We start from the raw sequence: 15,375 nt of genomic DNA, 5'->3' as shown, positions 1-15,375 counted from the left end.
AAAGGAGACTTTCCATGTCGGCCATGACATTTTTAAGCGGAACATTTTGCGGGAAAGAAATAATTATTGAAAAAATTTTAAAAAAAAGCAGTTATAATATTCTATCAGACCAGGATTTGATTGATCGCGCAAGTCAGCTTTCAGGTATCCCGGGACAAAAAATTAACAATGTTTTTTTTAACAAAACCTCTGTATTTAACAGGTTCACCCATGAAAAGGAACGCTCTTTAGCTTATTTAAGATTAGCATTGGCACAGGCTTTATCAGGCAATAATTTTTTAATTGACGGGTTTGCAGGTGTTTTAATTCCACATTCAGTAAGTCATGTGCTTAGAATTTGTTTGATTGCAGATATGAAACACAGAATTGCACAGGCAATGAAAGAAAAAAGGATGAGTGAAAAAGAGGCTTGCGCTCATATCCAAAAAGATGACGACGTCTTTCGTGTATGGATAGACAGTCTTTATAAAATGAGTGACCCCTGGGATACCTCGCTTTATGACATCATAATCCCCACAGATAAAATGACCGACAAAGAAATTATTTCATTGATAGACAGCAACTTGAAAAGTGAGGTCATCCAGCCCACAAAGGCATCAATGAAAGCAGCAGAAGATTTTTTACAGGCCGCCCATGTGGAAGTTGCCTTATCAAATGAAGGACATGCGGTTGATGTAAGTGTGCGGGATGGACATGTCACCTTAACAATACATACAAATGTTTTATTGTTGAGCCGGCTTGAAGAAGAATTAAAATCAATTGCCGGCAAGGTTGAAGGGGTTAATACGGTGGAGACTCGAATCGGAAAAGGTTTTTATAAGGCTGACATTTACCGGAAATATGATTTTCAAGTTCCTTCAAAGGTTTTACTGGTGGACGATGAACGTGAATTTGTTCAAACGCTTTCAGAACGTTTGCAAATGCGTGATATGGGATCGGCCGTTGCTTATGACGGTGAATCGGCATTAAATCTTGTTGCTGAAGATGAACCTGATGTGATGATTTTAGACTTAAAAATGCCGGGCATAGATGGTATCGAAGTGCTGAAAAAAGTAAAAACAACCCAGCCTGATATAGAGGTAATCATATTAACAGGTCATGGGTCTGAAGCAGACAAAGAAATCTGCATGCAGCTTGGTGCTTATGCATACTTTCAAAAACCTGTGGATATTGACCTGCTAAGCCAGGCATTAAAAGCTGCAAACAAAAAAATTCAAGACGCAAAAAAACAAAAATCCTAATCAGCTGAAAAGGATAAACCTGGTGGCAAGACAGAAAAAAAACAGTATTCCCATTTCTTCTGGAAAAATTTTACCTTATTTAACAGGAGAACTTTTTAATTTTCGACTCATCTGGCTGCTTTCTTTTCTTCTTACCTCCGGGTTTGCAATCATACCGGTGTGTTTTTTTGCGGCTATCGACTACAACCTTACTCACCGGTCAATGGGACAGGATGCCGTTGCAACAACCTCTCGACTGGCCTCAAATACCTGGCGATCCGTTTCTTTTTTCCTTAATGAACGAAAAAATGCATTAAACTATGTTGTGAAGGATAACTCGTTTGAAGTATTAACAACTCCTGAACGATTATCAGAAATATTAACAAATCTGAACAAAAGCTTTAGTGGCTTTGTTGACATAGGCGTTATTGATGCAAAGGGGAATCAGAAGACATATGTTGGACCATATGGCCTGGAAGGGAAAAATTACAGCCGGCAACCCTGGTTTAAAAAAGTCATGGAACACGGAACCTTTATCAGTGAAGTGTTTTTAGGTTATAGACAAGTACCTCACCTTTCTATTGCCATCAAACATGAATTGCCGGATAAAAAATTCTATATCTTACGGGCAACCATTGAGGACCAGTTAACACAAATTTTATCACAGGTAAAAACCATAGATTCCGGTGATACATTTTTGATCAATAAAAACGGGATTCTGCAAACCAGTTCCAGGCTCTATGGCGATGTGCTGAAAGAAACGCCCATAAGGGTTCCCTCTCAGACGGATGAAACCAGTATAATTGAAAACCCAGGAAAAACTTTTGGAGAGGATTCCATTATTGCCTACAGATATATACCCAATACCCCGTTCATACTGATGGTCGTTAAAAGCAAAAAAAAATTTATGGCCACCTGGCAACAGAGCCGGACAGACCTTATTAAATATCTGTCTGTCAGCATAACGGTTATTCTGCTATGGATCTGGGGCATTACAACATACCTGGTTAACCGTTTGAAAATTATTGACAGAAGAAGGGTAAAATATTTTCACATGGCCGAATATGCAAACAAAATGGCATCTATTGGCAGGCTTGCCGCAGGTGTAGCACATGAAATCAATAATCCCCTGGCCATAATCAATGAAAAAGGAGGCCTGATAAAGGACCTGTTTCGTTTTAAAAAAGCTTACCAAAATGACCCAAGGCTCATTGAAATTATTGACACTATATTAAATTCCGTTGAAAGATGCAGCCGGATAACACATCAATTGCTGAGTTTTGGCCGCCACATGGAGATCAAACTGCAAACCATCAACTTAAAATCCGTACTGGATGAAGTGCTGATCTTTCTGACAAAAGAAGCGGAATTCAGGGGCATTCAGGTTTTAATCAACATATCTGAAACAATACCTGAATTTATATGTGACCGTGGAAAATTACAGCAGATCTTACTGAACATTATAAATAATGCATTTTCAGCAATGGATCCTGAAGGATGTTTGAAAATAACAGCAAATGAGACTTCAAAAGATATGATAAAAATGGATATTGAAGACAATGGTTGTGGGATTTCCAAGGAGAACCTGAAGGATATATTTGAACCATTTTTTTCCACCAAAACGTCCGAGGGTGGAACCGGACTTGGATTATCCATCACATATGGATTGGTACAGGAACTCGGTGGACGTATCGAGGTGGAAAGTGTTATTAATGATGGAACAAAATTTTCAATTTTTTTACCAATGATGGTTAAGAAAAAGGAATAATAGCATGCGCGTAATTTTGGTTGATGATGAAAAGGAACTGGTATCAACACTTGCAGAGCGATTGGGTTACCGGGGAATCGAAGCCGATTGGGCAATAACGCCTGATGATGCCATTGTCATGACTCAAAAAAAAATCTATGATATTGCTGTACTGGATGTAAAAATGCCAGGGATAGATGGTTTTGAACTCAAAAGAAAACTGCAGGAGTATTCACCAAAATTGAAATATATTTTCATGACCGGCCATGGTTCGGAAGAATGTTATGACATCGGGTGTACGGAAACCGGAGAGGAATTTTATCTGGTAAAACCGGTTCAAATCGACCAGCTTGTTGAAAAAATGAATAAAGTATTAGCTCAAAAAGGAAAATTATGAATACTGAATCATGGGACATTATCAATCAGGGAGGATTGCGTTATTTCGGTGATATGACGGCATCCATATCCCATGAAATAAAAAATTGTCTTGCAATAATGAATGAAAATGCAGGGTTACTTCAGGATTTATTGGCAGCCGTACAAACAGGAAGACAGCTTGACCTGAATCAAATTGATCAAATTTCCAATAGAATTACAAAACAAATTTACCGGATTGATGATATCACCAAAAGAATGAATGTATTCTCACATAGTGTTGATTTACCGGAAAAAACAATTGATGTTGGGGAGGTTCTCAATTTAGCTGTTTTGCTTGGCTCACGAATTGCTTCTAATCGAATGATAGAAATCAAGCTGATTCTCCCCAAACATAAAATTTTTCTTTCCACACAGTTTTTCTTTTTGCTCCACCTTGTGTGGCTAATTATGGATTCGACAATGACAGCTGTAGGGCCTGACAAAACAATGGAAATAAAACCCGTTGATCAAATTTCCGAATTAAAAATCAGCTTTTGTTCTCAGGGCAATATCAAAAAAGGATTTGAAAGCATACTATGTTCACAAGCCGCCCAAAAAACAATGAAAACACTTTCAGCCCAACTAATTTTCAGCGAAACAGACAATGAGATAATATTAAAAGTTGCCAAAAAGACGCAGGGATAAATATCAGTTATGAAAGTCACTGTTTGGTTTTTTAAAAACTTTCATATATAAAAAACAAAATCTGGAAATAATGTTAAATAACTTGATATAATTGTTCTAAAAAAGGAGAATCGCCATGAAAGAAAAAGTATTGATCATTGATGACGAACAAGATTTCATCGACTCATTAGGAGAACGGATGCGGGTAAGAGGAATGGATGTCACAGCAGAGACATCACCTTCAAAAGCATTGCATCTTGTGGAAGAAAAGTCATTTGATGCTGTTGTTTTAGACCTTCAAATGCCTGAAATGGATGGATTGGAAACGTTAAAAATATTAAAAGCCAAAAGACCGGAAATTCAGGTTATCTTACTGACGGCACACGCCACTCTGGAAAAGGGAATTGAAGCCATGAAGCTAGGGGCTATGGATCTGTTGGAAAAACCGACTGATCTGTCAGTACTGGCAGAAAAAATTCACAAGGCCCAGGCAAAAAAAATGATTATCGTTGAAAAAGAATCCGAAGAACGAATCAAGGACATTATGGGAAGCAAGGGTTGGTAAATGATTTGAACCGGCTACACCAATCCCGACTCTCTTGCCGCCCTTGTCATGCCGCTTTGATTATTGGACGGTACAGTCTTATATTGCTGTTTAAGAGTGCCGGGTGCATTTTCCACAACAAATCCGATACCTGACCAGGCCAGAAGGTCCTGATCATTATAATCATTTCCCACTGAAACAACATTTTCCCGGCTTATGCCAAGCTTTAAAACAAGCCGGGAAACAGCCTTGGCTTTAGATACATCCCTATGGAAAACCTCTATCCATGCAGATTGATGATCAAGAGGAGATGTGGCATGAATAACACTGAACTCTGATAAATCTTTTTTTATAAGCTCTATGACATCCATATCCGCTTGGCCCGGTATAATGGCCAATACTTCAGTGGCTGCTCCAAAATCAAAATCCGTTCCTGCCAGAGGAAAGGCATATTCCCTGTAAAGCGCAAGCCGGGCATGAAAATCAGGATTGTGACTGCCATGAAATTTATAGAGGAACCGGATTGTATCGGGTATGGATTGATGCACCATATAGTCAAATTTTTGATGATCAAAATAACGGGTTATCTTTTTAACATCCAACGGTGACAAAGACCGTTGCCAGATTATCTTGCAGCTTGGAAATTGCATTATTCCGGCACCGGTTGAGAAGATAACATAATCAACTGGCAAAAATCGGTCTTCGCTATCCATACCGATAGCCGTCAAAGCTTTCATAAATGAACCCAGAGACCGGCCGGTGGCAATGGCAGTCACCACTTTTTTTTGCCTGAGCTTTTCAAGCGTTGTAAAATCTTCATGTGAAATGGTTTTGTCGTCTTTTAACAAGGTTCCATCAAAATCCGTAACAAACAGCTGTTTTACTTTGGGGACAGATTTCAAATCAGTCTCCTTTTTATAAAAAACATTTGGTTTTCCAGCAAACTGTGATACCTCTTTTTTTATGTTTTTTTACACCAGTTAAAAACATGGGGGTACATTATGAACAAACGGACATCACACATATTATCAGCCATTTTCAAGCAATTAAGATCACGTCCCACCTATGAATCGGTTGGGGTTGACAACTACAGGCTGCTTCTTGAAAAAAGTGCTATTGCATTCAAACCGGACAAATCCGTAAACCGTGTACCTGTTCGCATCAAAACCATTGACGCTGAATGGCTTATTCCGTTGCATCACCATGAAAACCGGATTGTCATGTATACCCACGGGGGAGGATACATTGCCGGCTCCATCAACTCCCACAGGGATCTTGCATCACGCATAGCAACCGCCTGCAGTGCAAAACTTTTAATTTTCAACTACCGCCTGGCCCCTGAGCATACTTTTCCCCAGGGGCTTAAAGATGTAAAAACCGTGTATCAATGGCTGCTGGACAACTATGGGAACACGCATAAGATAAGCCTTGCAGGCGATTCCGCAGGTGCAGGCCTAACACTTGCTCTTTTGTCAGGCCTGCTCATGGAAAAATCCCCTTTGCCGGTATGTTCGGTATTGATATCTCCCTGGATTGACCTTGAGTGTAAAAACAAGTCTCACATTAAAAACCAGGAAAAAGACCCCATGCTCACTCAATCCGTATTAAAAAAAACAGCCCGTCTTTATACGGATCAAGACCTTTCAAATCCCTTGATATCTCCCATTAACAATAATTTTTCAGGAATAACCCCCATACTGATCCAGGCAGGAGAACATGAAATACTGATTGACGACTCCAGAATACTGGCACAGAAACTAAAAGCATCAGGTGCAACAGTCAAACTGGAGATCTGGGAAGATATGTTTCATGTGTGGCACTATTTTGCCAAATATCTTTCCGAGGGAAGACAGGCGATTCAAAAAACAGGTGCTTTTATTCAACAATATTCCTGATAAAAGACCCAGGCCTATTTTTTCTTTTTCATGGCTTCACGAAACAAACTCTCCATGGTTCCAAGGGACGATGATTTTTTGCTGCCTGCAAATTGTTTCCAATTGTCACCGTCTTTTTGATCAGGTGATGTCAAAGTAAGTCTTCTGTTTTCCTCATCAACCGCCTGAATCATAACCTGGACCGAATCTCCGGGTTTTAATTTTTCAAAATCCGAAGAATTTGCAGCGTTACTGATATTGGATGCCGGCATCAAACCGGTCACACCCGGTTCAATATTAATAAAAAGACCGAAATTTTCTTTTTTTTCCAGGCGGCCTTCTACAATTGAATTGATTTCATATTTGGCAGCAGCCCCTGTCCATGGATCTCCCAGAGCATCCTTGATACTCAAGGAAATTCTTTTACTGTCCATATCAATGGATTTGATCACAACCTGGACCTGTTCTCCCACCTGTACCACATCGTCAGGCTTGAGAATTCTTCTGGTATGACTCATTTCACTGATATGAACCAGACCGTCCACACCCGGCACAATTTCCACAAATGCCCCAAAAGAGGTCAGCCTGACAACTTTTCCGGTCACTTGATCTCCGGTATTAAAAGAACTTTCCATGCTGTCCCAGGGATTGGCGGAGGTCTGTTTCATTGACAGGGAAATTTTCAGGTTATCCGATTCTTTTGCAGACTCTATTTTTAATAATTTTACCGTAACCACATCACCCGGCTGAAGCACCTCTTCGGGTTTTTCAATACGGGACCAGGACAACTCTGAAATATGTGCCATCCCTTCAACACCCGGAATAAGTTCAATAAATGCACCATAAGACATCAGCTTGGTGACCGTACCCTGAACCAGATCCCCTTCTTTTACTTTTTCAAAGTAAATTTTTTGTTTTTCTTTGATTTCTTCGTTGAGCAATTCCCGGCGTGACACAACAATATTTCTTCCGTTTTCCTCATACCGGGTAATTAAAAAATGATGAGTCTGCCCAATATATTCTTCCTGGTTTTCCACATATTTAACATCCATCTGGCTGACGGGGCAAAAGGCTCTCTTGCCCATGATATCCACACTGAAACCACCTTTAATAACCTCGGTAACCTTTCCTTCCACAGGAGTTCCGTCCTGGGATGCGTCCTGAAGCATAGCGGCTTTACCGGCACCTGAAAGCGCCTTGGACAATATGACTTCACTCTCACTTAATGAGACCACATAAAGCTTTAGCTTGTCACCGGCTTTATATACAAATTCTCCATTTTCATCCAAAAGTTCAATTTTTGCCACAACACCATCACTTTTGGTTCCAGTATCAACATAGACATTTGTGCTGCCAATGGAAATGATCTCTCCTTCAACCATATCTCCCTGACTCAGCTCACGGCCTATTTTTGTATCATATGATTCAAAAAGTTCGGCAAAGCTCATTTCATCGGTGTTATCACCCTTATTATCATTGGCATTATCATCAATCGGATCTGTCATTTTTATTCTCCTGAAGACTTATTTTTCTTTCTTGCATTCTGTACTATACGTTACCGGTCAAAGTGTAAAGTTAAAAAAAACAATGAAAGTTGTTTTTTTTAACAAACACGGTATTTATGGCGAGATTGCCGGATACTTGCTTCAGTTGTTTTGATTAAGCGCATGTATAAGGTTTTCCGCCAGGGATTTATTCATTCCGGGAAGTGCGGCAATCTCATCAACAGTAGCTGCCTTCATCCGAACAAGCCCCTTGAAATGGTTCAGCAAAACCTTCTTTTTCTTAGGCCCTATGCCGGGGATACCGTCAAGAACGGACAGTCCTGCCCGTTTTTCACGACGGTTTCTCTGGAACGTAATGGCAACTCTGTGGGCTTCGTCCCTGACCTGCTGCAGCAGATACAGTGCTTTTTTAGCCTGACTGGTATTTAATGGGTTGGATCGCCCCGGAATATAAATCTTATCAAATGCCTCACCTTTTTGTGCATTCTTTTTTGCAAGCCCTGCCACCATAAATTTATTTTCAATATTCAATTCTTTTATGACGGCCAATGCCATTGAAAGCTGACCTTTGCCCCCGTCAACCACTAAAAGGTCAGGGTAAGGCATTTGAGAAGGATCATGTGAAAACCGCCGTTTTAAAACCTGGAACATATATGCATAGTCATCCTGAAAATCCAAATCCCGGATAATAAATTTTCGATACCCGTCTTTAAAGGCTCTTCCGTCTTTAAACACAACCATGGAAGACACAGGGTCCTGCCCGGAAAGATTGGAATTATCAAAACATTCAATTCTTGAAGGCAGTTTTTCCATTCCCAAAAGTTCCTTGAGCATGGAAATGGAGGCCCTTTCTTCTTCTTCCTTGAGCAATCTTTTTTCAAGTTCTCCGGATGCATTGACAAAGGCCATCTCAACCAGCTTTTTTTTCTCCCCCCTAACAGGGACATGGATGCCCACCTTTTTCCCTTTTTTTTCAGAAAACCTGTCCTCCAGCAAAGCCTTGTTTTCAATAGCCTGATTCAACAGGATAAACGATGGTAAAAAACCAGTATTTCTATAATATTGCACCATAAATGCGGACAATATCTCATGGGGCTCTTTAAACCCCAGGTCAAAAGGATAATGGGCGTTATCAATCAAAAGCCCTGATCTAACCTGCATTACGGTTATAACCGCCCTGCCCCTGGCTGCAGCAAAGGCAAGTACATCACGATCTTGCATGTCAGGGCTTACCACCACCTGTTTTTCCATGATGTTTTCAATGGCAATGATAGAGTCCCTTATCTGTGCTGCTTTTTCATACTCCAGGGATGCAGAATGCTCTATCATACGCTTTTTGAGTTTTTTTACCACCTGCTTTGATCTTCCCTTTAAAAAAAGGATTGCATCCCACACATGTTTTTTATATTCCACAGAAGAAATATCATTACAGCAAACCCCTAAGCAGGCCTTGATCTGAAAATTAAGGCAAGGCCGGGACCGGTTTTTAAACTGGGTGTTTCTGCATTTTCTAAGCTTAAATATTTTTTGAATCTGATTCAGAGTCTTGTTCACGCTGCGACCGGATGAATAAGGACCAAAATACAAAGCCTTGTCATCCTTTATTTTTCTGACCTTTTGAATGGCCGGATACATCTCATTCATGTTAATGCAAAGCAATGGATAATTTTTCCCATCCTTGAGAATCACATTATATTTTGGATTGTATTCTTTGATCAGGTTTGATTCAAGGATAAAAGCTTCATGATCCGAAGAGGTGATAATAATTTCAAAATCCTTGATCATTTCAAGAAGTGCCATTGTTTTTGCATCATGATTATTTTTTTTTACAAAATACGATGACAGCCGCTTTTTCAGATCCTTGGCCTTGCCCACATAAATAATTTTACCCTTGACATCCTTCATAAGATAAACGCCGGGTAGATGAGGGGCTTGCCGGTATTTTTCCAGTATTGCAGATGTCATGGAATTTAAAATCGTTGTATCTCCATCAATTCCTTGATTTTATCCCTGTACTCTGCAGCTTTTTCAAACTCAAGGTTTTCAGCCGCCAGTTTCATTTTATATTCCAGATCTTTGACAATATCCTCCAAATTCAATTCTCCTGCCTCATATGCTTTAATGTCTTCGTTTACAGACCCTTCAAGAACAGTCACCCTGGCCCTGGCAGAATAATCAGCTGAATTTAGTTGTTTTTTGATGGTTGTGGGCACAATATGGTGCTTTTCGTTATATGCTTTTTGAATTTTTTGCCGCCGCCGGGTCTCTGAAATGGCTCTGTTCATGGACGCGGTCTTTTTTTGGGCATACATGATAACCCTTCCGTAAACATTTCTGGCAGCCCGTCCGAAAATCTGGATAAAGGACCTGTAAGACCTTAAAAAGCCTTCTTTGTCCGCATCAAGTATGGCCACAAGTGTGACTTCCGGGATATCAAGCCCCTCCCTGAGAAGATTGATTCCTATAAGCACATCAAACAATCCTCTGCGAAGATCCTGTATGATATCAATTCGTTCCATTGTAGCGATATCTGAATGAAGATACTTTACCTTTATCCCCAGATCTGCATAATAATCGGTCAGATCTTCCGCCATTCTCTTGGTCAAAGTGGTTACAAGAACCCGTTCTTCGGCTTCAACACGTTTCATGATCTCTTCATAAAGATCATCCACCTGAGTTTCAGCATCCCTGATTTCAACCTCAGGGTCAAGCAGTCCTGTTGGCCGTACAATCTGTTCGGCCACCATTCCCATTGCCTTTTCCATCTCATAGTCTGCAGGTGTGGCAGACACATAAATCACCTGGGGACTTTTTTGTCTGAATTCTTCAAATTTAAGTGGACGGTTGTCTATGGCTGACGGCAGGCGAAATCCGTGTTCCACAAGGGTTGTTTTTCTTGACCGGTCAGCCTTGTACATGGCACCTAACTGTGAAACAGAGATATGGCTTTCATCAAAAAAAAGCAAAAAGTCCTCATCCATATAATCCAGAAGTGTTGGCGGCGGCTCTCCTGATTTACGCCCGGTCAGGTGCCTGGAATAATTTTCAATTCCGTTGCAATAGCCTATTTCATTGAGCATTTCCAGATCATACCGGGTTCTTTCATCAAGGCGCTGGGCTTCCACAAGCTTGTTGTTACTGTAAAAATACTCAAGCCTCATTTTCAACTCTTCAACAATGCCTTTCATGGCCCTTTGACGCGTCTGCTGCTTGGTGACATAATGGGAGGCCGGATAAATAACCATCTGGTCAAAACGCTTGAGTACATCTCCTTTTAAGGGATCAATTTCACAAATGCCTTCAATTGTATCCCCGAAAAAATCAATCCGCACTGCTTTTTCTTCTTCATAAGCGGGAAAAATTTCAACCCTGTCTCCCCTGACCCTGAACACCCCGCGATGAAAATCGGTATCATTGCGGGTATACTGGATATTAACAAATTCCTCCAATACCTTTTCCCGTGAAATTTCCTGATCAACATCCAGTGTAATCCTTAAAGCCAGGTAATCCTCGGGCGCTCCAAGGCCGTAAATGCAGGATACGCTGGCCACCACAATCACGTCTTTTCTGGCAAGCACCGATCGTGTGGCAGAATGCCGCATTTTGTCTATAACCTCATTGATGGATGAATCCTTCTGAATATAGGTATCGCTGGAAGGAAGATAAGCTTCCGGCTGATAATAGTCATAATAGGAAACAAAATATTCCACACAATTATCCGGGAAAAGCCCCTTGAATTCGTTATACAACTGGGCTGCCAGGGTTTTGTTGGGGGCGATAATCAGGCTTGGTTTTTCAACACTTGCGATAATATTTGCCATGGTAAATGTCTTGCCGGAACCGGTCACCCCTAACAATACCTGATGCTTTTCATTATTCAAAACACCCTTTGAAAGATATTCAATGGCACCCGGCTGATCGCCTGTGGGAGAAAAATCTGAAACTAAATTAAATAACCCCATAATATTATTTGTATCACCTCAAACAAAATCTTAATATAAAAGAACTTATAACCGCTTGGAATCAAAATTCTTTCGTTTTTTATTGTGGCAGCTCAATCTGCCTTGGCCGTTAATCGGACAAAATTCAATCATAAGCATTCTTTTTCCTTCAAGTTAAGACCAAATTTTCATTTTATCAAGTTGAAACTCCTCAAACAATGTGTAATGATGATACCTGCGATAAAAATATAACCCGAAACAAGGAACTTTGACATGGAAAATGTTGCAGTCATTGGTGCCAGTCCAAACCAGGACAGATATTCAAACAAAGCCATCCGAATGTTGATTGAATATAACCATACCCCCATACCGGTTGCACCAAAACACAAAGAGATAGAAGGCAAAAAAGTGTATCAGGCCCTTGAAGATATTCCTGAAAAAATAGATACTGTTACCCTGTACCTTGGCCCGGCACGACAGGAATCCATCATCAAGGACATCATTCAGTTAGCCCCCAAACGAATCATTTTTAATCCCGGCACGGAAAACAAAAACGTATATGATCAATTAAAACAGGCCGGCATTGATGTAGTTGAAGCCTGCACCCTTGTGCTGCTGAAAACCAATCAGTATTAAGGACAAAACAGCTTTTTCCCATGATTTCATTCCAAGCACCTGTTCAGGAACAAATCAATGCCTATGACCCTGCAATGATTTTTCATCAACAAAACCCAGAAAGACTTGAACTTGTGGTCAATGACCCAATAAGGTATCGCGCTGTTCCGGTTCTTGTCTATCTTCCGGCACAATATTCACCTGCACCTGTAGTAATGTTCTGCCATGGCTTGGGAGGATCATGCAAAGACAATGCCTACCTGGGTCAACACTGGGCTGCAAACGGCTACATGGCCATATTTATCCAGCATCCGGGAAGTGATGATTCCATATGGAAGGGTAAAGCACCGGATGAGCGGATAACAGCCCTGAAAGGAGCAGCCAGCCCCCGGAACTTCATGCTGCGGTTAAAGGATATCCCATTGGTACTGGATCAGCTCGAAAAATGGAACACCACCAAAGGACATGCTTTACACGAACGCATGGACCTTGACCGGATCGGCATGTCAGGACATTCATTTGGTGCCATGACCACACAGGCAGTAAGCGGGCAAACAACAAGCTTAGGTAATGCGTCTTTTACCGACTTACGAATAAAAGCCGCCATCATCTTCAGCCCCAGCACTCCCCATGGAGAGGACACCACGCAGATGTTCGGCAATGTAAAAATACCGTGGATGCTGATAACCGGCACAAAAGATATTGCTCCCATTGGTACTGTTGACATGAAATCGCGTCTGGCAGTGTTCCCGGCATTGCCGCCCGGGGGCAAATACGAACTTGTGCTTTACGAGGCTAAACACTCGGATTTTAGCATTCGTTCTTTATCAAAAAACACAAAAGCAACAAATCTGCATTATAATCAGGCTATAGTTGCTCTGAGTACGGCTTTTTGGGACACCTGGCTGGGCGAAAATGTTTCTGCAGACGCATGGCTTCATGGTGATGGCCCAAATTCAGTGCTGAAAAAAAAAGATGCATGGCAATGGAAATGACCATTGCAAACAAAATCAATATGTCCTGTGCAAACTTTACCGGAATATACCGAACAAAAAAAACAGATGTAAAAAAGGAAAGACCGGCAGGGAGCGTACAAAAAAAAGACTGGAGGATAAATCCCATGAAAAAAAAGATGTTTTTCAATCAAAACAAACAAACGCTGATGGATGTTGCTGCCGGGATTCAAAAAGCGGATCTGGTAATTTTAAACTGCAAAATTTTAAATGTCTATACAGGCGAAATAATGGATGACCATTCCATTTGCATCAAGGACAAATGGATTGCCTGTATCAGCCAGGATGCAGATGCACAAACAGGGCCAAATACCCTGGTGATTGATGCAAAAGGGATGACGGTTATTCCAGGGTTGATTGACGGACATACCCATCTGGCCAATTATTTTTCACCAACCCAGTTTCTACCCTATGCCATTGCCGGAGGAACCACCTGCATGGTGACGGAAACCACAGAGGCCTATCCGGTTGCAGGGATTGACGGTGTAATAGATTTCATTGAATCTTACCAGGACCAGCCGGTCAAGGTTTTCAACACGGCTCCCGTGATGGTGTCCATCAGCAAAGCCACCAACGGGATTCCTGAAGATGAGCTGGAAAAGCTTTTAAAAAGGGAGGACGTGCTGGGCCTGGGCGAGGTGTACTGGCAATCCATGCTCCAGTATCCGGAACGCATCCTGCCGCTAATGAACATGACACTGGCTATGGGAAAAACCGTGGAAGGCCATTCCGCAGGAGCCAGGGGTGAAAAACTTGCTGCCTATGTGGGGGCGGGGGTATCATCCTGCCATGAACCCATTACCATGGAGCAGGCCCTGGAACGGTTGAGAATGGGGATCTATGTCATGGCACGGGAAGGCGGTGTTCGAGAAGATCTTGAAGCGATTTCCACAATAAAAGACCTGGAAATCGACCTTCGTCGGTTGATCCTGGTCACAGACAGTGTGTCACCCGAATTTTTGATGAAAAACGGGACTCTGGAATATGTACTCCAGAAAGCCATTAAGTTAGGCTTTGACCCGGTGGATGCGGTCAGGATGGTGACCTTGAACGTAGCAGAACATTTCGGGATTGATCATATGGTCGGAGGCATTGCACCTGGACGGTTTGCTGATCTGTGCATTATTCCGGACATCAGGACTATTAAACCTGCCTGGGTAATCAGCAATGGACAAGTCATTGCCAGGGACGGGGAATGCAAAGTTTTACCAAGAGTCCATACCTATTCCCCCAAAAGTCTGAACAGTGTGAACCTGAAAAAAACATTTTCACAAAATGATTTTCAGATACAGGCACCAACGGGAACCAAAAAGGCAGAGGTGAGAATCATTGAAAAGATAACCCAGCTTGTGACCAAGGAACAGATTCTGTCCATGCCCGTGAAGAATAACCAGATACAAGTGGATATTGAAAAGGACATTATTAAAATTGCGGCAGTGGACCGGGTAAAAAAGTCAAACCAATGCTTTACCGGCCTGGTTTCCGGTGTGGGAATGAAACAGGGTGCCATTGCCGCCAGTGCATCCTGGGATACCCGGGACATCACGGTTATGGGAGCCGATGAAGCAGATATGGCCCTGGCGGTGAACAGGATCGGTCAATTGCAGGGCGGAGTTGTTGTCTGTTCAAATGGCCGCGTGCTGGCCGAGCTTCCCATGCCCATCATGGGCATTATGTCGGATCTTTCCATTGAACAGATTGCCGGGCGCACAAAACAGGTCAACCAGGCTGCCAAAGAGCTGGGAGTTGTTTTTGAAGATCCCATATTATCCCTGATCACAATGACCAGCCCGGCCATTCCCTATTTAAAAATATGCGAGGAAGGCCTTGTCAACCTGAAAGATGGAAAAACCATCGGGCTTTTTGTCAAATAAA

13 protein-coding genes are annotated in these 15,375 nt (G+C 41.7%); 9 read left to right on the top strand and 4 right to left on the bottom strand.

The window, feature by feature from the left end; all coding sequences use genetic code 11:
* Window positions 1-14: 14 nt before the first annotated feature.
* The 5 genes from TOL2_RS06025 (at window position 15) to TOL2_RS06005 (ending at window position 4,573) form a co-directional block, all read left to right on the top strand.
* A complete protein-coding gene (locus tag TOL2_RS06025; protein WP_014956625.1) occupies window positions 15-1,241 on the top strand; it encodes a response regulator in 1,227 nt (408 codons plus the stop codon).
* A 22-nt stretch (window positions 1,242-1,263) separates the two neighbouring features.
* A complete protein-coding gene (locus tag TOL2_RS06020; protein ID WP_014956624.1) occupies window positions 1,264-2,988 on the top strand; it encodes a sensor histidine kinase in 1,725 nt (574 codons plus the stop codon).
* Window positions 2,989-2,992: 4 nt separating this feature from the next.
* Complete coding sequence (locus TOL2_RS06015; protein WP_014956623.1) at window positions 2,993-3,364, top strand: response regulator; 372 nt, start codon at window positions 2,993-2,995, stop codon at window positions 3,362-3,364.
* On the top strand, window positions 3,361-4,029 hold the full coding sequence (locus TOL2_RS23480) for a sensor histidine kinase (RefSeq protein ID WP_014956622.1): 669 nt from the start codon (window positions 3,361-3,363) through the stop codon (window positions 4,027-4,029). Before TOL2_RS06015 ends, TOL2_RS23480 begins: the two co-directional genes overlap by 4 nt.
* Before the next feature lie 115 nt (window positions 4,030-4,144).
* Window positions 4,145-4,573, top strand: a complete 429-nt coding sequence (locus TOL2_RS06005; protein WP_014956621.1) for a response regulator — start codon at window positions 4,145-4,147, stop codon at window positions 4,571-4,573.
* Between the two features lie 14 nt (window positions 4,574-4,587).
* On the opposite strand, the gene TOL2_RS06000 is transcribed toward TOL2_RS06005, so the two are convergent.
* A complete protein-coding gene (locus TOL2_RS06000) occupies window positions 4,588-5,454 on the bottom strand; it encodes an HAD-IIB family hydrolase (protein WP_014956620.1) in 867 nt (288 codons plus the stop codon).
* A 99-nt stretch (window positions 5,455-5,553) separates the two neighbouring features.
* Here TOL2_RS06000 and TOL2_RS05995 point away from each other — a divergent pair, with 99 nt between their 5' ends.
* Window positions 5,554-6,447 carry an alpha/beta hydrolase gene (locus TOL2_RS05995; protein ID WP_014956619.1) on the top strand — a complete coding sequence of 298 codons (894 nt, stop codon included), beginning with the start codon at window positions 5,554-5,556 and terminating at the stop codon, window positions 6,445-6,447.
* Window positions 6,448-6,461: 14 nt separating this feature from the next.
* On the opposite strand, the gene TOL2_RS05990 is transcribed toward TOL2_RS05995, so the two are convergent.
* From TOL2_RS05990 to uvrB, 3 genes are all read right to left on the bottom strand, one after another.
* Window positions 6,462-7,931: a 30S ribosomal protein S1 gene (locus TOL2_RS05990; protein WP_014956618.1), complete on the bottom strand. Its 1,470-nt coding sequence runs from the start codon at window positions 7,929-7,931 to the stop codon at window positions 6,462-6,464.
* Window positions 7,932-8,072: 141 nt separating this feature from the next.
* Window positions 8,073-9,896 (bottom strand): excinuclease ABC subunit UvrC, encoded by a 1,824-nt coding sequence (gene uvrC, locus TOL2_RS05985; protein ID WP_014956617.1) that lies wholly within the window; start codon window positions 9,894-9,896, stop codon window positions 8,073-8,075.
* Between the two features lie 5 nt (window positions 9,897-9,901).
* Window positions 9,902-11,893, bottom strand: a complete 1,992-nt coding sequence (gene uvrB, locus TOL2_RS05980; RefSeq protein ID WP_014956616.1) for an excinuclease ABC subunit UvrB — start codon at window positions 11,891-11,893, stop codon at window positions 9,902-9,904.
* Window positions 11,894-12,145: 252 nt separating this feature from the next.
* Between uvrB and TOL2_RS05975 the strand changes: the two genes are divergently transcribed.
* From TOL2_RS05975 to TOL2_RS05965, 3 genes are all read left to right on the top strand, one after another.
* On the top strand, window positions 12,146-12,508 hold the full coding sequence (locus tag TOL2_RS05975) for a CoA-binding protein (protein WP_014956615.1): 363 nt from the start codon (window positions 12,146-12,148) through the stop codon (window positions 12,506-12,508).
* A 20-nt stretch (window positions 12,509-12,528) separates the two neighbouring features.
* Window positions 12,529-13,482, top strand: a complete 954-nt coding sequence (locus TOL2_RS05970; protein ID WP_014956614.1) for an alpha/beta hydrolase family protein — start codon at window positions 12,529-12,531, stop codon at window positions 13,480-13,482.
* A gap of 125 nt (window positions 13,483-13,607) precedes the next feature.
* On the top strand, window positions 13,608-15,374 hold the full coding sequence (locus TOL2_RS05965) for an adenine deaminase C-terminal domain-containing protein (protein ID WP_041279839.1): 1,767 nt from the start codon (window positions 13,608-13,610) through the stop codon (window positions 15,372-15,374).
* The last annotated feature ends 1 nt before the right edge of the window (window position 15,375 follow it).

The sequence above is a fragment of the Desulfobacula toluolica Tol2 genome (assembly GCF_000307105.1).
GTDB classification, from domain to species: Bacteria; Desulfobacterota; Desulfobacteria; order Desulfobacterales; family Desulfobacteraceae; genus Desulfobacula; species Desulfobacula toluolica.
Note: the sequence above shows the minus strand (reverse complement) of the source record. Positions and strands in the feature narration are given on the sequence as shown.

What these genes read in the sequence shown, in the direction of transcription:
- TOL2_RS06025 (WP_014956625.1), top strand. Translation starts at nt 15, where the DNA reads ATGTCGGCCATGACATTTTTAAGCGGAACATTTTGCGGGAAAGAAATA.
- TOL2_RS06015 (WP_014956623.1), top strand. Translation starts at nt 2,993, where the DNA reads ATGCGCGTAATTTTGGTTGATGATGAAAAGGAACTGGTATCAACACTT.
- TOL2_RS23480 (WP_014956622.1), top strand. Translation starts at nt 3,361, where the DNA reads ATGAATACTGAATCATGGGACATTATCAATCAGGGAGGATTGCGTTAT.
- uvrB (WP_014956616.1), bottom strand. Translation starts at nt 11,893, where the DNA reads ATGGGGTTATTTAATTTAGTTTCAGATTTTTCTCCCACAGGCGATCAG.
- TOL2_RS05970 (WP_014956614.1), top strand. Translation starts at nt 12,529, where the DNA reads ATGATTTCATTCCAAGCACCTGTTCAGGAACAAATCAATGCCTATGAC.
- TOL2_RS05975 (WP_014956615.1), top strand. Translation starts at nt 12,146, where the DNA reads ATGGAAAATGTTGCAGTCATTGGTGCCAGTCCAAACCAGGACAGATAT.
- TOL2_RS06005 (WP_014956621.1), top strand. Translation starts at nt 4,145, where the DNA reads ATGAAAGAAAAAGTATTGATCATTGATGACGAACAAGATTTCATCGAC.
- TOL2_RS05965 (WP_041279839.1), top strand. Translation starts at nt 13,608, where the DNA reads ATGAAAAAAAAGATGTTTTTCAATCAAAACAAACAAACGCTGATGGAT.
- uvrC (WP_014956617.1), bottom strand. Translation starts at nt 9,896, where the DNA reads ATGACATCTGCAATACTGGAAAAATACCGGCAAGCCCCTCATCTACCC.
- TOL2_RS05995 (WP_014956619.1), top strand. Translation starts at nt 5,554, where the DNA reads ATGAACAAACGGACATCACACATATTATCAGCCATTTTCAAGCAATTA.
- TOL2_RS05990 (WP_014956618.1), bottom strand. Translation starts at nt 7,931, where the DNA reads ATGACAGATCCGATTGATGATAATGCCAATGATAATAAGGGTGATAAC.